Source organism: Achromobacter pulmonis (genome assembly GCF_021733725.1).
Lineage (GTDB): Bacteria > Pseudomonadota > Gammaproteobacteria > Burkholderiales > Burkholderiaceae_B > Achromobacter > Achromobacter pulmonis.
In genome coordinates, this window is record NZ_JAIFOT010000001.1 from 3,780,776 (window position 1) to 3,802,998 (window position 22,223).

Genomic DNA, 22,223 nt, shown 5'->3' on the forward strand with positions numbered 1-22,223 from the left:
TTCAGTCCGCGCCGGCGGCTGCCGGCCCGGCGCGGGTCCGGCCGCGCGTGCCGATGCCGAACACCTGCGCGCCGATGCCCATGGCGACGATGACCGCCGCGAGCACCGAGGTGTAGAGCACCTCGTTGCGATAGGTGCCTTCGACCACCATGGTGATCAGCGCGGCGATGATGCAGACGATCACCGCATACGTGAGCCAGGGAAACAACCACATCTTGAATTGCAGCGCAACGCCGCGCGCCTGCAGACGCTGGCGCATGCGCAGCTGCGAGCACGCGATCGCCAGATAGACGAACAGCGCGATGGTGCCGGTGGCCTGCATCAGCACGTCGTAGACATCCATTTTCGAGGTGGCCATCATCCAGACCGCGGCAAAGGCGAACAGGCTGGAAATAAGGACGCCGACGTAGGGCGTGCCGGTCTTGCGCCCGGTGATCTGCATGATACGGTGCGCATCGCCGCGCCTGGCAAGCGAGTAGAGCATGCGCGAGGCGGTGTACAGCGCCGAGTTGAAGCAGCTGCACACCGAGGTCAGCACGATGAAATTGACGATGAACTGCGCATGCGGAATACCAAGGGCGTCGAGCGCGACGTTGTAGGTGCCCTGGGTCGGTTGCGTCAATCCAGGCGCGTTGTACGGCACCAGGCACACCACGATGAAGATCGAGCCCACATAGAACAGGCAGATGCGCCACACCACCGAGCGCGTGGTCTTGATGATTTCGCGGCCCGGATCGGCCGATTCGGCGGCGGCGACGGTGACGATCTCGGCGCCGATGAAGGCGAACATCACGCCCAGCAGCGCCACCACCACGGCCTTGGGGCCGTTGGGCATGAAGCCTTGGCTGGTCAGGTGGCTCCAGCCGTTGGCGTCGCCCCACGGCCACAGGTGCGCCAGCGCCAGGCTGCCCATCACCAGGAAGAGGACGATGGCCACGACCTTGATGAGGGCGAACCAGAATTCGAATTCGCCATAATTGCGCACGTTCAGGAAGTTGACGATCAGCAGGGAGACCGTTACCAGCAATGCGTAGCCCCAGGCCGGCAGCATCGGAAACCAGCCGTGCAGGATCTGCCCGGCGACGTAGGCTTCCCAACCCATCAGCAGGGCCCAGAAATACCAATAGAGCCAGCCGATGGTGAAGCCGGCCCAGCGCCCGATAGCGCGGTCCGCATAGGTCGAGAACGAGCCGGTGTCCGGCTGCGCCACCGCCATTTCGCCCAGCATGCGCATGGCCAGGATGACCAGGATGCCGCCGCCGATATACGCCAGGATCACGGCGGGCCCGGCCAGCGCAATCTGTTTGCCGGAACCCACGAAGAGCGCCGCGCCGATCACGCCGGCGATGGACATCATCGTGAGGTGGCGGGATTTGAGACCGCCCTTGAGTTCGGTATTCGGGGTGTTCGCCAACTGTCTGCTCCTCTTCAGATACGCGGGGGCATGGCATATCCGCCGTCGTAATGGAAAGGCGGCATGTCCCCTGCCGGTGATTGCGCCGGGGCCTGGGCGGAATGAGTGTTGGAGTGGGCCGGCCCCGGGCGTCTCGAGATACAGAGCATACGCGCGCCGCTGCCGGTATTGCCGGACCTGCCATTCCCTGTTGCAAGTGCCAGATTTTGTCGCGCTTCTCGGGCTTTGCGCGGGGACCGGCCCTGGGGGAGATCGCGGCAATCCGCTGATCCTGACGCGGCCGGCGGCAAGGTAGGGCAGGGGGCGCGGGCAAAAAAAGGCCTGGGCATCGGTTCCGATCCCAGGCCAAGAGCCAACTGTTGATACTGCTTCTTTCAGTCGGCCTCGACAAACGCCTCTTCACGTTTCTTGCGCAGGGCGGGCAGCGCCACCAGCACCAGCAGCACGCCGGCGGCCGCCAGCAACGAAGCCGACAATGGCCGCGTCACGAAGGTGCTGAAGTCGCCGCGCGACAGCAATAGCGCGCGCCGGAAGTTCTCTTCCATCATGGGGCCCAGCACCAGGCCGAGCAGCAGCGGCGCGCCTTCGCAGCCGAGCTTGCTCCAGATGTAGCCGATGATGCCGAAGATGGCGAACATGAAGATGTCGAAGGTGTTGTAGTTCAGTGAATACACCCCGATCGTGCAGAACACCAGGATCGCCGGGAACAGCATGCGATAGGGCACCCGCAGCAGCTTCACCCAGATGCCGATGAGCGGCAGGTTCAGGATGACCAGCATGAGGTTGCCGATCCACATCGAGGCGATCAAGCCCCAGAACAGCTCGGGATGGCTCGACATCACTTGCGGGCCGGGCTGGATGTTGTGGATGGTCATCGCACCGACCATCAGCGCCATCACCGCATTGCCGGGAATCCCCAGCGTCAGCAGCGGGATGAACGAGGTTTGGGCGCCTGCGTTGTTGGCGGACTCGGGGCCGGCCAGCCCGGCCGGATGGCCCGTGCCAAAGCGCTCGGGCTGTCGGGACAGTTTTTTCTCGAGCGCATAGGACGCGAACGCCGACAGTACCGATCCGCCGCCTGGCAGGATCCCCAGCGCCGAGCCCAGCGCCGTGCCGCGCACGATGGCGGGCGCGGCCTCGCGGAATTCCTCCCGGCTGGGATAGAGCGAGCCTACCTTGTCGGTGATCTCGACGCGTTGCTCCTTGAGTTCGAGATTCGCCATGATTTCCGACAGGCCGAACACGCCCATCGCCACCACCGCGAAATCAATGCCGTCCTGCAGCTCGGGCACGCCGAAGTCATAGCGGGCAACGCCTGAGTTTACGTCGGTGCCTACCATGCCCAGCAGCAGACCCAGCAGAATCATGCAGATGGCCTTGGACAACGATCCCGACGCCAGCACGACCGCGCCGATCAAGCCCAGCGCCATCAGCGAAAAGTACTCGGCCGGCCCGAACGCGAATGCCACTTCGGCCAGCGGCGGGGCGAACGCCGCGATCAGCACCGTGGCGACGCTGCCCGCGAAGAACGAGCCGATGGCCGCCAGCGCCAAGGCTGATCCGGCGCGTCCGTTGCGGGCCATCTGATGGCCATCGAGCACCGTCACCACCGCCGATGTCTCGCCTGGCAGGTTCACCAGAATGGCGGTGGTTGAGCCGCCGTACTGCGTGCCGTAGTAAATACCCGCCAGCATGATGAGGCCGGCGGTCGGCGGCAGCACATAGGTAATGGGCAGCAGCATGGCGATGGTGGGCACCGGACCCAGGCCCGGCAGCACGCCCACCAGGGTGCCCAGCAGGCAGCCCAGGAACGCGTAGAACAGGTTTTCGGGCGTGAACGCCACCGAGAAACCCAGCATCAGGTTTTGAAGCAATTCCATGATTTTTTTCCCCGCTCAGTTGCTCATGAAGCTCGGCCAGAGCGGAAAGATCAGGCCCAGTCCGCGAATGAAAGCGAGGTAGGAGAAGAGCACCAGGAACAATCCGTTGGCGACCGCCACTTTCCAGTTGAATTCATGGCTGGCGACGCTGCTGACCACCACCAGCAGAAAGACGGAGAGATACAGCCCCAGCCATTGCAGCGCGAAGCCGTACAGGACGACCGACCCCACCACCAGGGCGACGATGCGGAAATCAAAGCGGCTGACGGTGGTTTGCATGGCGCGCCGCGATAGCGAGCCCAGCAGCACGATCGCGCCTACGAGCGCGAGGACGACGCCTAGCCAAAAGGGGAAGTATCCGGGACCCATGCGTGCCGCGGTCCCCATGCTGTACTGCGTTGCGTGCAGCGCGAAACCCGTGCCCAGGGCGATGAACATCCCCCCAGACCAGAAATCCTGTTTGTTCCTTATCAAGTTGCTGTCTCCCTAGTGTGGCGTTCCCACTCGGGTGTAATGCGGATGAGAACGCGCTTGATATGCGCATCAGAAGCTGTCGTAGATGTTGGTTTTTCGACAGTGATCTGAAAGCGTGCGTGCATCCTACGCGACATGCTTTTTCATGAGAACCGGGTGAAACTACTGAATTTCTCCGGGATATCCCTCAATTTTTCCTGTGCGCAAGGGGGGGCGAAAAAAAATTCGAGTGAACGCTGTGTGAACACCGCGCGCACTGACAGCGCGTGGCCCGGACCGCGGTCGGGCTTCCAAAATGATGCCAAATCTGTGCGTAACGTGACAGAATGTCGGGCAAGCGCGAGCCCGCTGTATCGCTGAACCCCGTATTGAGCAGGTCCTGACATGCCCGTAATCGGCGACCCGTACCCAACCCGACCTTCCGGCGATGGCTTGGGTGGCGCGCATTCCGAATCCGACGGCCGCCTGGACCGGCTGGCGCGCCTGGCCCGGCGCCTGTTCCAGGTGGACATGGCGGTTCTTGACTGTGCCGTGGCCGCTGGCGCATTGCAGGGGGTGGACGGCACCCCGCCCGCGCATTCCCCGTCCTGGTCCATCGAGTGCCCCGTGCGCGCCGCCGACGGCCGTCTGCTCGGCGGCCTGCGCCTGCTGCACGGCCAGCCGCGCGAGTTCACCGACGGCGACCGCCAGGACCTGGCGGACCTGGCGGATCTCGCCGCCGCGGCCATCGCGCAGCACCATGCGCAGTCAAGCCGGCGCGCCGACGAAGACTCCTGGCGCGAAGAGGCCAGGAAGCTGGCGCTGGCCATCGAAGGCAGCGGCACCGGGGTCTGGGACCGCAACGTGGTGACGGGCGAGATCATCTATTCGCCCGGCTGGAAAGCCTTGCTGGGCTATTCGGATTCGGAACTCACGACCCGCATCGAGGATGCCTACACCCGGCTGCATCCGGACGACCTGGACTTCGTGCAGGCCGCCATGCAGGATCATTTCGACGGCAAGACCGAGAGCTACGAGGTCGAGCACCGCGTCCGTTGCAAGGACGGCAGCTACAAGTGGATCTGCAGCCGCGGCAAGGTGATCAGCCGGGACGAATCGGGCAAGGCGTTGCGGATGATGGGCACCACCACCGACATCAGCACGGTGCGCGCCATGGCCGAGCGGCTCCGGCTCACGGCGGATCTGGTCGTCAACCTCACCGATGCGGTGCCCGGGCTGGTCTTCCAGTGCCAGTCCGCGGCAGAGGGGGGCTCCCGGTTCTCGTATGTCAGCGCCGGCATCTGGGACATGTTCGAGCTGACCGCCGACGACGTGCGCGCCAGCACCACCGCGATCGAACGGCGCATCCATCCCGAGGACCTGCCCGCCTATCGCGCCTCGCAGCAGCAGGCCGCCGCCGCCCTGACGCGCTGGCACCTGGAGTTCCGCGTGTGCCTGCCGTTGCAGGGGGTGCGATGGCGGCAGGGGGATGCCAGCCCGAGCCGCGACCCCGACAACGGCGTGGTCTGGCACGGGTTCGTCACGGATATCACCGACCGCAAGCGCGCTGAACTCGAATTGCGCGAACTCGCCGCCACCGACGCGCTGACGAGTCTGCCGAACCGCCGCCATTTCATGTCGCGCATCGCCGCCGAGCTCACGCGCCTGCAGCGCCACGGCGGCCAGGGTTCGGCGGTGCTGATGTGCGACCTGGATCACTTCAAGCGCATCAACGACACCTGGGGCCATGCCATCGGCGACGGGGTGCTGCAGCATTTCGCCAGTATGCTGCGCGCCCAACTGCGCGAGATCGACCTGGTCGGCCGTATCGGCGGCGAGGAGTTCGCCGTCGTGCTGCCCGATACCAGCATCGAAAGCGCGCATCTGTTCGCGCGCGACGTGCAGCATCGGATCGCCGATACGCCGTATCTGTCGGACGGGTTGCAGGTACCTTTGACGGTCAGCATCGGCATTTCCGCGCTGCATGCCAAGGACGACCACGCGGAGCTGGCGCTCAGCCGCAGCGACCGGGCGCTTTATTACGCCAAGCAGCGCGGCCGCAATCGGATCGAATCGGTATTTTCCCGGTAGGGCGGGACCCGGCCGCGATCGCCCGCCCGGCCGGCGTCCGGCATGAAAGATACGGGTACTGACGGACCTGCCGATCGAGCATTTCGGGCAGTCGCCGCATTTTGCGGGACGGGGGTGAGCGCCTTCGTCCGCGCCTTCGGCCGGGGGCCATGTGATGAGGTAGTCTACGCCCCTTGACATGGAGAACAACAGTGCCAAACAGGTACGGAAAGCTCGCTTCCTGGGTCTATCACCTGGATAAACCCATCGGCCATTCCTTCGGCGACCTGGAATACTATCTGGAGCGCCTGGCAGGGTGTGATGGCCCCATCCTGGAACCCGCGGTCGGCAATGGCCGCATCTTCATACCGCTGCTCGAGAAGGGCCTGGCCATCGAAGGGTTCGACGCATCGCAAGACATGCTTGAACTCTGCCGGCAGGAATGTCAGCGCCGGGGACTGCGGCCCGCGCTGACATGCCAGACATTCGAGCAATTTGGCTACGACCGGCGCTTTGCCTGCATTGTCATGCCGGCGGGATCGATCCAATTGATCACCGAGACCGCGTCGGCAATGGCGGTGCTCAGGCGGTTCTGGGATCATCTGCTGCCCGGTGGCAGGCTGATCGTGGACATTGATCCCATCGAGAGCCTCATCGGAGCGGCGAGCGCCGCGCGCAGTTGGGCGGCAGGCGGCGGCGATCTGCTCACGATGACCAGCCATCGCGCCGGGATTGACTACATCACGCAGACGACCCTGTTCCATCTGCACTACGAACACTGGAGAGAGGGTGCGCTGCTGTCGGCGGAACTCGATCTATTCCATTTGCGCTGGTGGGGTGTCGATGAGCTGGCCTTCGCATTGCGGCAAGCCGGTTTCGTGGATGTGGTGGTGTCAGGCGATTACCAGCATGGATGCCCACCCCGCAGCGGGGCGCGGATCATCAGCTTCGAGGCCAGCCGCCCGCGGGGGTGAGGGTTCGCGCGGCAAGGCAACGCCACGCGCGGTGGCCTCCCATCGGGTCGATGGGGGCCACACGTTGCGGTGTGCTGCGCGATCGGCCCGGCGCGAAGGAAGCCTGCTTCAGGATCGAAAGGCCCGGGCGACGCCAGTGGCAAGGAGGTCCCGCCACGTGGTTTTCATCTCCGGTGACCCGGTTGAGTCAGCACGCCATGGCTTCACTTCACGGAAGGCCAGCGTCCGCCCAGTGCGTGCGTGGCATCGGCCGCGGCTTCCTGCACCAGCTTGGCCATCTTTTTGACGGCGGCCGGCGAGTAGCGTTCCTTGGGGCCCGACAACGAGATGGCGCCGCAGATGTCGCCATCCGGGCCGAATACCGGGCTGGCCACGGCCGCGCAGTTGGGGTCGCGTTCGCCCATGGATGTCAGCATCAGGCCGACCTCGGCCGGCGACTTGCCATCGACCAGGTAGGCGGTCAGCAGCTTGCCGGCGGCGCCCTTGTCCAGCGGCAGCAGGTCGCCGACGCGGATACGGTCCAGCGTGGAATGGTGTGAGTCCACGCGCAGCACGCAGGCGCGCGAGCTCGCGTCATGGTAGACGTGGAACGAGGCGCTTTCCGTGCCCTTGTCGACCAGGGCCTGCAGCAGGGGCAGGATGGTCTCGGTCAGGCGGTAGGTGGCCTCGTACGCGCGTCCCAGTTGATGCGCGTAGGGCCCCAGGGAATAGCGGCCGTCGGCGCGCCGCACCACCAGCGCGGCCTTTTCAAGCGAAGCAATAAGCCGCAGGAGCGTGCTCTTGTAGAACCCGGTGGCCCGGGAAAGATCCGCGAGCGTGATGGGCTCGGTGCGCTGCGCAACGGCCCCGACGATGGTCAGGGCGCGTTCGACGGCGGCAACGCCGTCAGTGGAATTGTCCTGAGTAGTGGTGCGACTCATTGGAATGGTAGGGGTGATTAGGCGATGGTCCCCGAATCCGGATCGATCACCCGGCTGATGACCGGGAAATAGCGGTTGCCATGGCCCTGGGCCAACGCGGCGCTGAACCAGTGCTCAACGTTGCGGGCGCCCAGCGCTTGTACGCCGGTTTGCTCGGCCAGCGCCAGTGCGTAGCGCAGGTCTTTGCGGGCGTAGTCCACGGGGAAGGCTTTTTCGGGAAATTCACCGGGCAGAATAGCCTTTAAGCCGTGGTTGCGCAACGCGAAGCTATCGGCCGATCCGCGCGTGAACGTATCCAGCAAGACCTGGGGATCCACCCCCGAACGCCTTGCAATTGCGCGCGCTTCCGACAATGCCACCACGGTTTCGAACAGCACCATGTTGTTCAGGATTTTCACGACCTGGCCGCTGCCGACCGGCCCGCAGTACGTAATCTCGCTGGCGAAGGTGGACACCAGTGGCTTGACCCGCTCAAACGTCGATGCCTCGCCGCCGATCATGACGGACAGCGTGCCGGCCTCGGCGGCGGCGCGGGTGCGGGCAACGGGCGCGTCGATGAAGAGGGCGCCCTTGGCGGCGAATTCGGCGGCCAGCTCGCGCGTCACATCGACCGGCGACGTGCTCAGGTCCACGATCAACTGGCCGCCGCGCGCATTGGCCAGCAGGCCGTCGGCGGCGCGCGCCAATTGCGCGACCACTTCGCCGGACGGCAGGGACAGGAACACCACGTCGCAGTCGCGCATGATCTGCTGCGCCGTCGCGGCCACCACGCCATGCGGAGCCAGCCGCTGCAAGGGGGCGGTGTCGGTGTCGCAGCCCAGCACGGGCAGACCGCCTTTGGTGGCCAGGTTGCGGCAGATGGGTTCGCCCATGACGCCCAGGCCGATGAAGCCGGCTCGTTGAAATTCAGACATGTGGAGAGTCTCCGAAGAAAAAGGGGGCCGTCGCTGCGGCCCTGAAAAGAATGCGAAAGGACGCCTGCGGCTTACATGCCGAAGTAGATGCCCTTGGATTGTTGGTACAGGCGCAGGCCGCTGACGCCTTTTTCGCGGCCGATGCCGCTTTGCTTGAAGCCGCCGAACGGGGTGGAGATCGACAGTTGCTTATAGGTGTTGATCCATACGCTGCCGGCTTCCAGGCGCTTGGCCACGCGCCAGGCCCGCCGGTAGTCCGCCGTCCAGATGCCCGACGCCAGGCCGTAGACGCTGTCGTTGGCCTGGTCGATCAAGTCGTCTTCGTCGTCGAAGGTCAGCGCGCACAGGACCGGGCCGAAGATCTCTTCGCGCACCACCTGCGCATCGCGCGCCAATCCGCCCAGGATGGTGGGCCGGTAGAACGCACCCGCTTGCAGCGCGTCGCCGTCGGGCCGCTGCGCGCCCAGGAGCACCTGCGCGCCGTCGCGCTTGGCGGACTCGACCATGCTTTCGATCTTGTCGCGATGGCCGAACGATGCGATGGGGCCCATCTGGGCGCCGGCGGCGTCGGGCAGGTTCACGTTGAGCCGCCCAGCGCGCGCCACCAGCTTTTCCATGAACGAGGCCGCGATACCGCGCTGCACGTAGAGCCGCGACCCGGCCACGCAGGACTGCCCGCTGCCTTCGAAAATGCCGCCGATCACGCCGTCGATCGCCGCGTCCTGGTCCGCGTCATCGAACACGATGTGCGGCGACTTGCCGCCGAGTTCCAGCGCGACGGGCATCAGCTTTTCGGCGGCGGCGTGGGCGATGGCGCGGCCGCTGGCGGTGCCGCCCGTGAACGAGACCATGCGCACACCGGAATGTTCGACCAGGCGGCGGCCCACGGTGGCGCCCAAGCCGGTGACCACGTTGAGTATGCCGGGGGGCAAGCCGGCCTCCAGCGCGATGCGGCCCAGCGCCAGGGCGGGTGACGAGGTCACCTCGGAAGGCTTGAGGATCACGGCGTTGCCGGCGGCCAGCGCAGGCGCGACCTTCTGGGCTTCCATCGTCAGCGGCGAGTTCCACGGCGTGATCGCCACCACCACGCCATACGGCTCGTAGTGCGTCATGGACAGGTAGTTGCCGCGAGCCGGCGTGACCTCCGCGCCCAGCGTTTCGCACACGCCCGCGTAGTAGCGGAAGGTTGCCGCCGCGCTGGCGACTTGCGTCTTGCATTCGGCCCAGACCTTGCCGTTTTCGATCATCTGCAGACGCGCCAACAGCTCCGCATGCTGCTCGATGCCGTCGGCGATGCGGCGCAGGATCGCGGCGCGCTGGTGCGGCAGCATGTCGCGCCAGGCGGGCTGGCGTTGCGCCTGCCAGGCGGCGTCGACGGCCTGGTCCACCTGCGCGTCGGAGGCCGCGCTTATCAGGTAATTCCGCGCGCCGGTGGCGGGATTGATGGACGCGAACGCGGCGTCTTGCTGGGCGATCCATTCGCCGCCGATCAGCATGGGTTTAAGGGTTTCCGATGATTCGGACATGACGTGATGTTCCTCTCTTGTTGGGATGTTCCAGCGCGGACGCTGGCAGCCGGCGTGCATTTATTCGTTGACAGTCTGCGGCTGAAAAAATATAAAATAGAATAATCGTTCTGTCTACAGGAACGAAAGAATAAACAGACCGTCATTCGAAGACAAGAGGAGACCACTCAATGCATCGGAATTTCTTGCGCGCGCTGGCATGTGCCACGGCGTTGTTGGCGGGAACGGCCCACGCCGATTCCTATCCATCCAAACCCGTGTCGATGATCGTGCCGTATCCGGCCGGCGGCGCCACCGATGTGGTGGCGCGCGCCGTCGCCGAAAAGCTGACGCAGTCGTGGGGCCAGTCGGTCATTGTTGAAAACCGCGCGGGGGCCGGCACCACGATCGGCGCCAGTTCGGTGGCGCGCGCGCCAGGCGATGGCTACACCCTGTTCATGACCACGTCGGCCCACACGATCAGCGGCCATCTGTACAAAAAGCTCAACTACGATCCCGTCAAGGACTTCGCGCCCATCACGCTGATCACCCGGGTGCCGCTGGTGCTGGTCGTCAACCCGGCGGTGCCGGCCAAGACGCTTCAGGAATTCCTGGCCTACCTGAAACAGAACGGCGGCTCGGTGAACTTCGCGTCGCCGGGCAACGGCACCGCGCAACACCTGAGCGGCGAGCTCTTCAAGATCGCCACGAAGTCGGGCATCACGCACGTGCCTTACCGCGGCGACGCGCCGGCCTTTACGGACCTGGCCGGCGGCCAGGTGCAGATGATGCTGGCCACGATCACGTCGGCGCTGCCGTTGATCGAGTCCGGCAAGCTGCGCGCGCTGGCCGTGGCCAACGGCAAGCGCGTGCAGGCGCTGCGCGACGTGCCGACCTTCGCGGAAGCAGGCATGCCCGGCTTCGAGGCGGCGACGTGGTTCGGCCTGCTCGCGCCGGCGTCGCTGCCGCCGGCGCAGGCGCAGCGCATCTATGAAGACGTGTCCAAGATCGTGGCCACGCCCGCGATGCAGGCCCGCCTCGAAAGCTTGGGCGGCGAAGTCGTCAACAGCACGCCGCAGGAATTCGCCGCCTTCATGTCGCGCGAGCAGGAGAAGTGGGGCCAGGCCGTCAAGGCGTCGGGCGCCGTCGCCGCGCAGTAATCCCAACGAGGCGCGTGATTGCCGGGCGCATGCCCGGTATCCGTGCCATGGTGGCGGGGCCGCGCGTTGACGCCGTGCGGGACGTGACGGATTGCCCGTTGATGCGGGCGGACGATGGGCGGGCGCTGCCACCGGGATAAGGTTCGGCTCGGATTTTCCCCGTGTTGACACGGGGAGTTTTCGATACTTAGAATGTTCTGGCAGAAAGAATATACGTTCTAAAAATAAGAGCGAACATAGGTGGGAAGAGACAATGAATAACCACGCCATGGCAGCGCGGCATGCGTCCGACGCGCAGCTTGCGCACCGCTTCCGAAGCCGCGCGCTGTCGTTCTCGCGGCCGCGTCAGGTCGATATGGACCTGCTGCTGGGCGTCGGCGCCGTACCGCTGCTGGTCCGCATCCGCGACGGCCGCGTCATCGCCGCCGACACGCCCGCCGCGCCGCTGCCTTCCTGCGATGTATCGCTGCGCGCCGGCGCAGACGCCTGGTCGCGCTTCTGGCAAGCCGTGCCGGAAGCGGGCTGGCATGACATCTTCGCGTTGAGCAAGCGCGGCGAACTGGCCATCGAAGGCAACCTGCAGCCGCTGATGGCGCACTTGCAGTTCGTCAAGGACCTGCTGGCCACCGGCCGCGAGGCGCAAGCATGAACGCCGCGCTGGAACCCATCGTCGGCCGCTATCTGTCCGTCGACATCGGCGGCAAGCCTTGCCGCGTCTACTTCGAGGAGGCCGGCGCGGGCATTCCGCTGGTCTGCCTGCATACCGCCGGCGCCGACAGCCGCCAGTATCGCCACATGATGTGCGATGCGGACATCACGTCGCGCTATCGCGTCATCGCTTTCGACATGCCCTGGCACGGCAAGTCCTATCCGCCGCCCGGCTGGCAGGATGAGGAATACCGCCTGTCCACTGAACGTTATGTGGAGACCGTGATGGCGTTCTGCCAGGCCCTGGCGCTGGATCGCCCGGCGCTGATCGGCTGCTCGATCGGCGGGCGCATCGTGTTGCAACTGGCGCATCAGCACGCGGATCGTTTTCGTGCGCTGATCGGGGTCGAGGCGGCCGATTTCCAGCAGCCTTGGTACGACACGTCGTGGCTGCATCGCGGCGACGTCCATGGCGGCGAGGTCTGCGCCGCCCTGGTGTCCGGGCTGGTCGCGCCGCAGTCCCCGGCGGTCTATCGCCACGAAACCTTGTGGCAGTACATGCAGAGCGGCCCCGGCGTGTTTCGCGGCGACCTTTATTTCTACCGCGTGGACGGCGATTTGCGGGGGCGGCTGGGCGGCATCCGCACCGATCGTTGTCCCCTGTTCCTGTTGACGGGCGAGTATGACTTTTCATGCACACCCGAAGACACCTTGCGCACTGCCGCCGGCATTCCCGGCGCGCAGGTCACTGTCATGCGCGAATTGGGGCATTTCCCCATGAGCGAAAGTCCACAGCAGTTTCGCGGCTACATCATGCCGGTGCTGGACGCCATCGCCGGCCTATAGAGCGGCATTACCGACGGGCAGGCACTGCCCGCGATCCACAGGAGGCATTATGCGTTATCCGATCATTCTGGCCGGCATCTTCGCCCTGGCCGCAGTTCCCGCCGCGCAGGCGCAAGAGACGCTGAAGCTTGGCGCGTTGGTCACGCTGTCCGGCGCGGGCGCCGCGTGGGGGCAGGGAATGAAGAACGCCGCCGAGATTGCGGCCGACCAGGTGAATGAAGCGGGCGGACTGGACGTCGGCGGCAAGAAGTACCGGGTGCAGGTGGTGGCCTATGACGACAAGTACCAGGCCAATGAAGCCGTCACCGTGGCCAACCGCCTGGTGTTCGAGGACAAGGTGCGCTACGTGATCGGCCCGGTCGGATCGGCGCCGGTGCTGGCGATCCAGCCCATGACGGAAAAGAACAAGGTGATCGTCATGACTTTGGGCTTTACCACCAAGGCGCTGGCCGCGGACAAGCCCTTTACCTTCCGCCCGAACGTGACGACCGCCGAGGTGTCGCAGCCGCAGATCGACTGGCTGGTCAAGTCGCTAGGCCTGCGCAAGGTGGGCGCGCTGTTCCCGAACGACGAAACCGGGCAGCAGATTGCGCTCGACCTGGAAGGGGCCTACAAGAAGGCGGGCGCGGCCTTGTCCGTCAAGGAGTTCTTCGAACGCGACCGGGTCGATTTCGTGCCGGTGTTGACGCGCATGATGGCGCGCGGCATTGACGCCATCGAACTGGACGGCAATTCACCCACCACCGCCGGCCTGATCGTCAAGCAGGCGCGGGAACTGGGGTTCGAAGGGCGCATCGTGCGCACCGGCGGCCCCGCCACGCAGGAAATCGTGAACGTGGCCGGCAAGGCGGCCACCGAGGGCATGCTGGTGCATACGCCGATTGATCCGGAACTGCCGGAAACCAAGGCCTATGCCGAGCGCTATGCCGCCAAGTACAAGCACGCGATGAACGGGTTCAGCCCGGCCTTCTATGACGGCACCAACATGCTGTTCGAAGCCATGCGCCGCGCCGGCACCGTCGAGGACACGGACCGCGTGCGCGTCGAGCTGGAGAAACTGGAAGGCTTTCAAGGTGCGCTGGGCAAGCTGAGCTGGACGGGCAAGGCCAGGTACGGCATCAACCACCAGTTGAACGCGCCGTTCTACGTGGCCGAAGTCAAGGATGGCCGCGAGGTGATCCGCGCGCGCTGCACCGTCGAGGGATGCCGCTAGCGCGGCGGGGGATGCCACGTGGATTGGAGCATTCTGCTGACGCAGGCCACGATAAACGGTCTTATCGTGGGACTGCTGTATCTGTTGATGGCCGTGGGCTTCACGCTGGTGTTCGGCGTGATGCGCATGGTGAACTTCGCGCATGGCGAGTTCTACATGCTGGGCGCCTTTGGCGCCTATTACCTGACGACCCAGGCGGGCTTTTCGTTCCTGCCCGCCATGGCGCTGACCTTCGTCTTGGCGGTGGCCGGCGGCGCGGTGCTGGAATGGGGCGTGCTCAAGCCGTTTCGCCGGGATGAGCTGAACGGCATGATCGCCACGATCGGCCTGGCGATGATCCTGCAAAACCTGGCCCTGATGTTCTTTGGCCCCGACCCCTTGTCCATGCCCGCGGTGGCGCAGGGCACCGCCCGCATGGGCAAGCTGGTCGTGCCCTTGTCGCGTGTGTATGTGGTGGTGTTCGCCTTGCTGGCGCTGGCCTTGCTGTACGGCTTCCTGCGCCATTCCAGGCCGGGCCGCGCGCTGCGGGCCGTGGTCGAGGACTTCGAAATCGCCGGCATCCAGGGCATCCGCTCGCGCATCTATTACCCGCTGGGCTTCGGCCTGGGGGTGGGGCTGGCGGCGGTGGCCGGCGCGCTGATGGCGCCGCTGTTTTCGGTGTCGCCGTTCGTGGGCGGCACGCCGCTGCTCAAGGCGTTCATCGTGGTGATCCTGGGCGGGCTGGGCAGCATCCCGGGCGCCGCCTTCGCGGGCCTGGCGCTGGGCCTGGCGGAAAGCTATGGCAGTCTGCTGTTCGACAGCAGCACGGCGGACATGCTGATCTTCGCTATCGTGATCGTGATGTTGGTCGTGCGGCCCAAGGGGCTGCTGGGCCGGGGGGAGGCATAAGTCATGACGGACATTTCGCTTGAAGCCGGTGTGGCGCGGCCCGCGCCATTACGCTGGCTGTTGTGGGCCGCGTTGGCCGTGGCGGCGTTCGCGCCCTGGTTCGCCGGGCCGTTCGTTCAGCATCTGGCGGTACTGACGTGCCTGAACGTGCTGATCGTCAACGGCTTGGCGCTGATCGCGCGCTGCGGGCAGTTGTCGCTCGGGCACGCGGCCTTCGTCGCGCTGGGCGCCTATGGCTCGGTGCTGGCCGCACGCTATCTGGGATGGAGCTTTCTGCCCGCCGCGTTGGCCGGCGTGGCGTTGACGGCGTTGGTGGCGCTGACGTTGGGCGCAATCATCCTGCGCTTGAAGGGCGTCTATTTCGTGCTGGTGACGTTCGCGTTCGGGGAACTGGTGCGGTTGATCCTGCTGGACGGCTCGTCGTGGTCGGGTGGCGCCAACGGCATCGCCAGCATCCCGCCGGCCACGCTGGCGGGTATGGTGTTCGATACGCGCGCCAGTTTCTACGGCCTGGCGTTGTGCGTGGCCCTGGCGTCGGTGGCGCTCTTGCGCGTGATGGCAAGGCAGCCGTTTGGCCAAGCCATCGACGCCGTGGCGGAAAACCCCGCGCTGGCCGAATCCACTGGCCTTGGCGTGCATCGCATCCAGCTGTGCGCCTTCGTGGCCGGCTGCGCGTTGGCGGCGGTCGGCGGCGCCTTGCAGGCGCGCTATGTGGGATATGTCTCGCCGGAGTCGTTCAACGCCAGCATTTCCATCGGCTTCATCATCATGCTGGTCATCGGCGGCCGCCGATCGGTATGGGGCGGGCTGATCGGCGCGATGGTGCTGACGCCGCTGCCCGAACTGTTTCGCGGCGCGGTGCAGACGCAGCACATTTTCTATGGCGCGGCGCTGATCCTGATCCTGCGTTTTCTACCGGCGGGCCTGGCCGGCCTGCCGGGTCCGTGGCAGGCGCGCCGGCACAAGGAGTCCCAATGAACCAGCCTCTATTGAAGGTGCAGGGCATGTCGCGCAGCTTTGGCGGGTTGGCGGCCTTGCGCGATGTCAGCTTCGCCGTCGCCCCGGGCGAAATTGTCGGCCTGATCGGGCCCAACGGCGCGGGCAAGACAACGGCGTTCAACGTCATCAGCGGTACGATGCCGCCGTCGGCCGGGTCGGTGCATTTCGATGGCCGCGACATTTCCGGCGGCCCACCCAGCCGTGTGGTGGTGCAGGGGCTGGCGCGCACATTTCAATCCACTTCCACCTATCCCGAGGCCACGGTGGCCCAGAACATTCGGCGCGGCATGCTGTCGCGCATTCGAAATTCGTGGCTGCGCCATCTGGCCGGGCGTGACCAGGACTTGTTGTCGGCCTCGCAGGCCGAGCGCGAAGTGGACCGGCTGCTGCACCTGCTTGATCTGCAGGGCTGGCGCGACGCGGCGGCCGGGTCGCTGGCCTATGGCTTGCAGAAAAAACTGGGCATCGCCGTCGCGCTGGCCTGCCGTCCGCGCATGTTGCTGTTGGACGAGCCGGCGGCGGGGCTGAACCACGAAGAATGCAACGAGCTGGGGCGCCTGCTGCGCCGCCTGCAATCCGAGGAAGGGTTGACGATGCTGTTGGTGGAGCATCACATGGCGCTGGTCATGGAACTCTGCCATCGTATCGTCGTGCTGGTGCAAGGCGAGAAAGTCGCCGAGGGCACGCCGCAAGCCATCCGCGACAACCCCGCCGTGATCGAAGCCTATCTGGGAGCGCCCGACTATGCCCATGCTTGAAGTCCAGGACCTGACGGTTCGATACGGGCCGCTGGAGGCCGTGCGCGGCATCAGCTTCACTGTTGAACAAGGCCAGATCGTCGCGCTGGTCGGCTCGAATGGCGCGGGGAAAAGCTCCACGCTGAAAGCGCTGATCGGCCTGGCGCCGGCCGCGAGCGGGCGCATTGCGTTTGAAGGGCGGGACATCGCGCGGCTGGGTTCGGCGGCGCGGGTGTCGGCCGGGCTGGCGTTGTCGCCCGAAGGGCGGCGCCTGTTCGGCCGCATGACGGTGCTGGATAACCTGATGGCAGGCGCGCATGGGGTCCGGCCGGGCAGTCGCGTGCGCGCGCGGCTGGACGAAATCTACACCTTGTTTCCCCGTGTGCAGGAGCGCCGCGCACAGTTGGCGGGCTCATTGTCCGGCGGCGAACAGCAGATGGTGGCGATCGGCCGCGCGTTGATGGCGCAACCCCGTCTGCTGATGCTGGACGAGCCCTCGTTGGGCATCGCGCCCAAGATCGTGGCCGAGATCGCGGGCGCCATCCAGCGCATCAACCGCGACAGCGGCATCGCCATTGTGCTGGTCGAGCAGAACGCGCGGCTGGCGCTGCGCCTGGCGCATCAGGCCCATGCGTTCGAGCATGGCGAGGTGGTGCGCAGCGGCACAGGCGCCGAGCTGCTGGCCGACCCCTTCGTGCAGAAAGCCTATCTGGGAATCTGAAATGAGCGTGGCAATGCAAACCGCGGTTCCGCAATACGAGGTGTATGCCATCCGCTACGCGCGGATGCCGCGCCAGCGCCGCGATAACTTCCTGGGCGGCGATCCGCACGACGGCGACATGCCCATGGACTTCTTCGTGTGGCTGATACGCGGCGCGGGCCATGTGGTCCTGGTGGACACGGGTTTCAATGCCGACATGGCGCGCTTGCGGCGGCGCGAACTGATCCAGTGCCCCATCGCGGCCCTGGCGCCGCTGGGCGTGCAGCCCGAAGCCGTGCAGCACGTGGTGCTGACCCACCTGCATTACGACCACGCGGGCAATCTGGACCTGCTACCCAACGCGCGTTTTCATGTGCAGGACGACGAACTCGACTACGCCACCGGCCGTTGCATGTGCTTCGAACCGCTGCGGCATGCCTACGCGGTGGAGGATGTGGTCACGCTGGTACGGCGCGTCTACGACGGCCGGGTGGACTTCCATGATGGCGACGGGACGTTGCTGCCGGGCATGGAACTGCTGCATATCGGCGGCCACACCAAAGGCCTGCAGGCGGTTCGGGTGCATACCGAACGCGGCTGGGTGGTGCTGGCCTCGGACGCCAGCCATTATTACGAAAACATGGGGCAGGGCAGGCCGTTTCCGATCGTCTATGAAACGGCCCGGATGCTGTCCGGCTACGCCAAGCTGTATGGCGCGGCGCAGTCCGAGCAGCACGTAGTGCCGGGGCATGACCCCGCGGTGCTGGACCGCTATCCCAAGTGGCAGGGTTCATCGCACGTGGCGATGCTGCATCGACCGCCGCGGCGGGAATCCTAGATCCGGCGCCATTTCGCCGGGGCGCGCCCGCCGGGGAGCTTCGCGCCAGAGTCTGGCGGCCGCGACCCGGCCGGCGCAGTCATCAATAGGTGTACCTGATGCCCAGTTGCGCGGTTCGTGGCGCCCCGGGGTAGACATAGCTGTTGAACGAGCCCTCGTCATACGTGCGATTGAAGAGGTTCGTCACGTCGAGGTTCACTCGCAGATTACGGTTTATCTGATAGAAGCTGAATACGTCGACCGCCACATAGGCTGGCATGCGGTAGGTGTTCGCCGCGGTTTGCCCCGCCCGTTTGCCGACGTAGCGCACGCCGACGCCCAATCCGAGCCCGCGCGCGGGACCTTCATGGAATTCATACATATTCAATAGGCTGAGGGTGCTTCGCGGGATGTTGGCCAGGCGCGTGCCTTCGGGCAAGGTGTTGTCCTGGGTCACCGCCGCGTCGACGAAAGCATAGCCGCCTATCACCCGCCACTGGCGCGTGAGGTTGCCGGCCACATTCACGTCGAAACCGCGGCTGCGCACTTTCCCGGCTGCCACCCGGTAGGTGATGTCCGCGGGGTCGACCGTGAGAACGTTCTGTTTGTCGATCTGGTAGGCCGACACGTCGACGCTCAGTTTTTCATTGAGCAGTTCCCACTTGGCGCCGACTTCAATCGACTTGCCCTTTTCGGGATTGAAGCCGTTGCCCTGGCGGTCGGCCCCCGTGTTCGGCTTGTAGGCGCGCGCGGTGTTGGCATAGACGGAGAGCGTCTCCGTAAGGTCATAGACCACGCCCAGGCGGGGCGAGACCGCCGAGTCGCGGGTGCGCCAGCTCGACGCGCCGGGCAAGCGATCCCGGTAGCGGTGTTCGAAGTGTTCGAATCGCACTCCCGCCACCACTTTGAACCGGTCCGTGAGTGAAATCTGATCCTGTACGAAGGCCGCCCAGGTTTTCAGGTTTTCCTTATCGTGCGTCGTCGTGCGACTCAGCGGCGGGCGCGGTTGGCCAAGCACCGGGTCGTACAGGTCGACGGGGTAGGCGTTGGCGCCGGCCGCGGACCGGCGAATGATCGATTGGTAGTCGTAGTCTTCAACCTCCACGCCAGTCAAGAGCGTGTGGCGTACGCCGCCGGTGCTGAAGCTGCCTGTCAGGTTGAGTTGGAAATCCCGATCGGTCCAGTCCAGCCGGCGGTAGTTGAAGTTGCGGCCCAACGTCCGACCGTCGGACTGGAGCGCATTGGCTTCCACCGCGTTGCCCTTGAGCGTGCCGTCGAGCCATTGGAACCCGCCGGCGACTTTCCAGTCGTCGTTCAGCGCATGTTCGAAGCGCAACTGGACGACCGTGTTGTCGTTGTGCAGTTTGTTGGTGGTGCCGGCTTCCCAGGCATTGACGCTGGACGACGCGCGCTTGCTCTGGTTGGGATAGTTCGTCAGGCCCCGGTCCAGCGGATGGTTGTTACGCATCAGATCCGCTTCGAGCGTAATCCGCGTGGCGGCGCTGGGCTGCCAAGTGAGTACGGGAGCGACGGCGTAGCGCTCCGTGCTGACGTTGTCACGGAAGGTATTGCCCCCTTCGGCCAGCGCATTGATGCGATACGTGAATTGGCCTTGCTCGTCCACGGGGCCGGTGGTGTCGATGGTGACGCGGCGCATTCCGTGGCTGTCGAATTGCAGGCCGGTGCTCAGGCTTGCTTGCGCTTCGGGTTGCTTTGTCACCACGTTGAACGTGCCGCCGGGATCGCCGCGGCCATACAAGGTCGTGGCGGGGCCACGTATGACCTCGAGCCTTTCGAGGGTGTAGGCGTCGGGCGCGTTGGGATAACCGCGATTGATGGGGAATCCGTTGCGGTAGTACTCGCCGGTGGTAAAGCCCCGGACCGTCACCGTGGTCAGGCCTTGTCCGCCGAAATTGTTTGCGCTGCCAACGCCGCCGGCGTAATCGAGCACTTCGCGCAAGCGCGTGGCATTGGTGTCCTCCACGACGTCGCGGGGTACGACGGTGATGGATTGCGGCACCTCGCGCAGGGCGGCATCGGTGCGCGTGGCGCTCATGCTGCGGGTCGCCCGATATCCGATCACCGGACCGTCGGCCCGCTCGGCGATGCCGTAAACGCTCACGGCCTCCAGTTCGACGGCATCAGCGGGACTATTCGGCGCGGCGACCGCGGTGGGGACGATGGCATTCAGGAGACATACAGAGAGGACAGGGCGGCGCATGTTGCTGGGCAGGATAGGATGTGGCGCGATGGGCGCCAGATAATACTATTGATGATACGGATTCGCATTATTGATGGTGTTTTTGTTGTAATGCCGCACGTCCATATCCCTGCCATGGAAAGGCCCGCCCTTCCTTCGTAAGGCACCGGGGCGGGGCCGCGTCGTGGTTCGACCAGTGGCTCGACGGCGAACCGCGGTTGCTCAGTCGAGCGAGATGCCCGACTCTTGGGCCACGCGCCGCCATTTTCCTTGTTCGGCCGCGAGCATGTCGCGGAACTGACTGGCGGATCCCGGCGACACCTCCACCCCCCTTGCGGTCAGTTTTTCGCGCACGTCGGGCATACGCAGCACGGTGTTCAAGGCGGCATTGAGCCGTTGCACGACGTCAGGGGCCACGTTGGCGGGGGCCAAGACGCCCATCCAGCCTTCCGCTGCCATGTCTTGAAAGCCCAACTCTCGCAGGGTCGGAGTGTCCGGCAGGTCACGCAGTCGTGCGGGGGAGGGCGTGGCCAGCGCGCGCAGCTTTCCCGATTTGATATGAGGCAAGGCCACCGCGGCGGTTTCGAACGTGAAGTCCACTTCGTTCGCCAACAACGCGCTCATTGCCGGCGCGCTGCCCTGGTAAGGAATATGCGTCGCGCTGATCCCGGTGCGAGACAGGAACAACGCGCCGATCATGTGATTGGTTGATCCGATGCCGAATGACGAGAAATTCAGGCGGTCGGGATGCGCCTTGGCCCGGGCGATCAATGACGGCACGCTGGTGATGGGCGAGGAGGCGGGCACGACCAGCACAAAGCTGACGCTACCCACTTCGCCAATCGGGGTGAATTGCTTGAGCACGTCGTACGGCGCCGTCTTGCGGGTCACCGGGTTGATGATCAGCTCGGCGCTGGTGCCAAAGAACAGCGTGTTGCCATCGGGCGCGGAGCGTGTCACGTTCAATGCGCCCAGGGTGCCTCCGGCGCCGCCACGGTTTTCGACGATTGTGGGCTGGTCCAGAAGCGCGGGCAGCTTTTCCGCAATGATGCGGGCGGCGCCGTCCGTGCCTCCGCCAGGAGGAAAGCCGACGACCAGGCGGATGGGGCCCGCTGGATTGCCGGCGGCGCCGGCTTGGATGGCGCACAGCGCGCCCGCGCACAAAAAGACCAAACGGAGCAGCATGTTCATGGGGATTCTCCAACCGGAACGGTATGTTCCAAAGGGGGGGGATGGGCAACGACGTTACGGCTGGCCCGCGCTTTGGCGCACGCCTTCTTCATGGGCCGCCTGTTCGGCGGCGCGTACGCTGGCACGGGCGCCGACCCGTTGCAGATAGGCCTCCAGATGGGGCCAGGCGGCGGTGTCGATGCGGTGCGCGCGGGTCCACATGGCGATCGTGTAGCAATGGGCGTCCGCAATCGTGAATTGATGGCCCATCAGGAAGTCGCGTCCCTTCAACTGATCGTTGAGCCATTGCAGCCGGCCGTGCAGATACTGGCGGGCGATCGATTTGTACTCGGGCGGCGTGATGGCCTTGAACAACGGCATGAAGCCGCCTTTGTGCAAATCCGCCGCGATGAAGCTCATCCACTCCATGATGCGGTAGCGAATCAGCGACCCGGGCGGCGCGAACAAGGCCGTGCCGGGCTGTTGGTCGGCCAGGTATTGCATGATGACGGCGCCTTCGCTGAGGTACTGCCCGTCGGGCAACTGCAAAGTGGGCACCGTGCCCTTCGAGTTGACGAGCAGGTAGTCCGTCCCGTCGGCCAACCGCTTGGTGCGCATGTCCACCCATTGCAGATCCAATGCAATGCCGAGTTCGCGCGCGACGATGTCGACCGCCAGCGAGCAACCCCGTACCTCGTGATAGAACTTCATGTCT

General features: G+C 65.3%; 20 protein-coding genes. 11 read left to right on the plus strand and 9 right to left on the minus strand.

Going from position 1 to position 22,223, the window contains the following annotated elements; translation table 11 throughout:
• Window position 1: 1 nt before the first annotated feature.
• From K2W61_RS17495 to K2W61_RS17505, 3 genes are all read right to left on the minus strand, one after another.
• On the minus strand, window positions 2-1,357 hold the full coding sequence (locus K2W61_RS17495; RefSeq protein WP_236757012.1) for an amino acid permease: 1,356 nt from the start codon (window positions 1,355-1,357) through the stop codon (window positions 2-4).
• 431 nt (window positions 1,358-1,788) lie between these two features.
• A complete protein-coding gene (locus K2W61_RS17500) occupies window positions 1,789-3,294 on the minus strand; it encodes a tripartite tricarboxylate transporter permease (RefSeq protein WP_236756164.1) in 1,506 nt (501 codons plus the stop codon).
• A gap of 15 nt (window positions 3,295-3,309) precedes the next feature.
• Window positions 3,310-3,732, minus strand: coding sequence for a tripartite tricarboxylate transporter TctB family protein (locus K2W61_RS17505; RefSeq protein WP_175132656.1), 423 nt, complete (start codon window positions 3,730-3,732; stop codon window positions 3,310-3,312).
• A gap of 420 nt (window positions 3,733-4,152) precedes the next feature.
• On the opposite strand from K2W61_RS17505, the gene K2W61_RS17510 reads away from it, so the two are divergent.
• Complete coding sequence (locus K2W61_RS17510) at window positions 4,153-5,838, plus strand: GGDEF domain-containing protein (RefSeq protein WP_175132655.1); 1,686 nt, start codon at window positions 4,153-4,155, stop codon at window positions 5,836-5,838.
• A 191-nt stretch (window positions 5,839-6,029) separates the two neighbouring features.
• Window positions 6,030-6,791: a class I SAM-dependent methyltransferase gene (locus K2W61_RS17515; RefSeq protein ID WP_236756165.1), complete on the plus strand. Its 762-nt coding sequence runs from the start codon at window positions 6,030-6,032 to the stop codon at window positions 6,789-6,791.
• 203 nt (window positions 6,792-6,994) lie between these two features.
• On the opposite strand, the gene K2W61_RS17520 is transcribed toward K2W61_RS17515, so the two are convergent.
• The 3 genes from K2W61_RS17520 to K2W61_RS17530 form a co-directional block, all read right to left on the minus strand.
• Window positions 6,995-7,711 carry an IclR family transcriptional regulator gene (locus K2W61_RS17520; RefSeq protein WP_175132653.1) on the minus strand — a complete coding sequence of 239 codons (717 nt, stop codon included), beginning with the start codon at window positions 7,709-7,711 and terminating at the stop codon, window positions 6,995-6,997.
• Between the two features lie 17 nt (window positions 7,712-7,728).
• Window positions 7,729-8,625 (minus strand): NAD(P)-dependent oxidoreductase, encoded by an 897-nt coding sequence (locus K2W61_RS17525; protein ID WP_175132652.1) that lies wholly within the window; start codon window positions 8,623-8,625, stop codon window positions 7,729-7,731.
• Window positions 8,626-8,696: 71 nt separating this feature from the next.
• Window positions 8,697-10,151 (minus strand): aldehyde dehydrogenase, encoded by a 1,455-nt coding sequence (locus K2W61_RS17530; protein ID WP_175132651.1) that lies wholly within the window; start codon window positions 10,149-10,151, stop codon window positions 8,697-8,699.
• Window positions 10,152-10,321: 170 nt separating this feature from the next.
• Here K2W61_RS17530 and K2W61_RS17535 point away from each other — a divergent pair, with 170 nt between their 5' ends.
• The 9 genes from K2W61_RS17535 (at window position 10,322) to K2W61_RS17575 (ending at window position 18,159) form a co-directional block, all read left to right on the plus strand.
• Window positions 10,322-11,290 carry a tripartite tricarboxylate transporter substrate binding protein gene (locus tag K2W61_RS17535; protein ID WP_175132650.1) on the plus strand — a complete coding sequence of 323 codons (969 nt, stop codon included), beginning with the start codon at window positions 10,322-10,324 and terminating at the stop codon, window positions 11,288-11,290.
• Between the two features lie 253 nt (window positions 11,291-11,543).
• Entirely contained in the window at window positions 11,544-11,939 is a 396-nt protein-coding gene (locus K2W61_RS17540; protein ID WP_175132649.1) for a hypothetical protein, read from the plus strand.
• Window positions 11,936-12,784 carry an alpha/beta fold hydrolase gene (locus K2W61_RS17545; protein ID WP_175132648.1) on the plus strand — a complete coding sequence of 283 codons (849 nt, stop codon included), beginning with the start codon at window positions 11,936-11,938 and terminating at the stop codon, window positions 12,782-12,784. Before K2W61_RS17540 ends, K2W61_RS17545 begins: the two co-directional genes overlap by 4 nt.
• A 49-nt stretch (window positions 12,785-12,833) precedes the next feature.
• Window positions 12,834-13,997, plus strand: coding sequence for an ABC transporter substrate-binding protein (locus K2W61_RS17550; RefSeq protein ID WP_175132647.1), 1,164 nt, complete (start codon window positions 12,834-12,836; stop codon window positions 13,995-13,997).
• 18 nt (window positions 13,998-14,015) lie between these two features.
• Window positions 14,016-14,885 (plus strand): branched-chain amino acid ABC transporter permease, encoded by an 870-nt coding sequence (locus K2W61_RS17555; protein WP_175132646.1) that lies wholly within the window; start codon window positions 14,016-14,018, stop codon window positions 14,883-14,885.
• A gap of 3 nt (window positions 14,886-14,888) precedes the next feature.
• Window positions 14,889-15,863, plus strand: a complete 975-nt coding sequence (locus K2W61_RS17560; RefSeq protein ID WP_236756166.1) for a branched-chain amino acid ABC transporter permease — start codon at window positions 14,889-14,891, stop codon at window positions 15,861-15,863.
• Window positions 15,860-16,642 carry an ABC transporter ATP-binding protein gene (locus K2W61_RS17565; protein WP_175132644.1) on the plus strand — a complete coding sequence of 261 codons (783 nt, stop codon included), beginning with the start codon at window positions 15,860-15,862 and terminating at the stop codon, window positions 16,640-16,642. Before K2W61_RS17560 ends, K2W61_RS17565 begins: the two co-directional genes overlap by 4 nt.
• Complete coding sequence (locus tag K2W61_RS17570; protein ID WP_236756167.1) at window positions 16,629-17,342, plus strand: ABC transporter ATP-binding protein; 714 nt, start codon at window positions 16,629-16,631, stop codon at window positions 17,340-17,342. Before K2W61_RS17565 ends, K2W61_RS17570 begins: the two co-directional genes overlap by 14 nt.
• A 13-nt stretch (window positions 17,343-17,355) precedes the next feature.
• Window positions 17,356-18,159, plus strand: a complete 804-nt coding sequence (locus K2W61_RS17575) for an N-acyl homoserine lactonase family protein (protein WP_236756169.1) — start codon at window positions 17,356-17,358, stop codon at window positions 18,157-18,159.
• A gap of 82 nt (window positions 18,160-18,241) precedes the next feature.
• Here the strand turns inward: K2W61_RS17575 and K2W61_RS17580 are convergent, their stop codons facing one another.
• The 3 genes from K2W61_RS17580 to gstA form a co-directional block, all read right to left on the minus strand.
• Entirely contained in the window at window positions 18,242-20,359 is a 2,118-nt protein-coding gene (locus K2W61_RS17580) for a TonB-dependent siderophore receptor (RefSeq protein ID WP_236756170.1), read from the minus strand.
• A 201-nt stretch (window positions 20,360-20,560) separates the two neighbouring features.
• Window positions 20,561-21,529, minus strand: coding sequence for a Bug family tripartite tricarboxylate transporter substrate binding protein (locus K2W61_RS17585; RefSeq protein WP_236756171.1), 969 nt, complete (start codon window positions 21,527-21,529; stop codon window positions 20,561-20,563).
• 54 nt (window positions 21,530-21,583) lie between these two features.
• Complete coding sequence (gstA, locus tag K2W61_RS17590) at window positions 21,584-22,219, minus strand: glutathione transferase GstA (protein ID WP_236756172.1); 636 nt, start codon at window positions 22,217-22,219, stop codon at window positions 21,584-21,586.
• Between the last annotated feature and the right edge of the window lie 4 nt (window positions 22,220-22,223).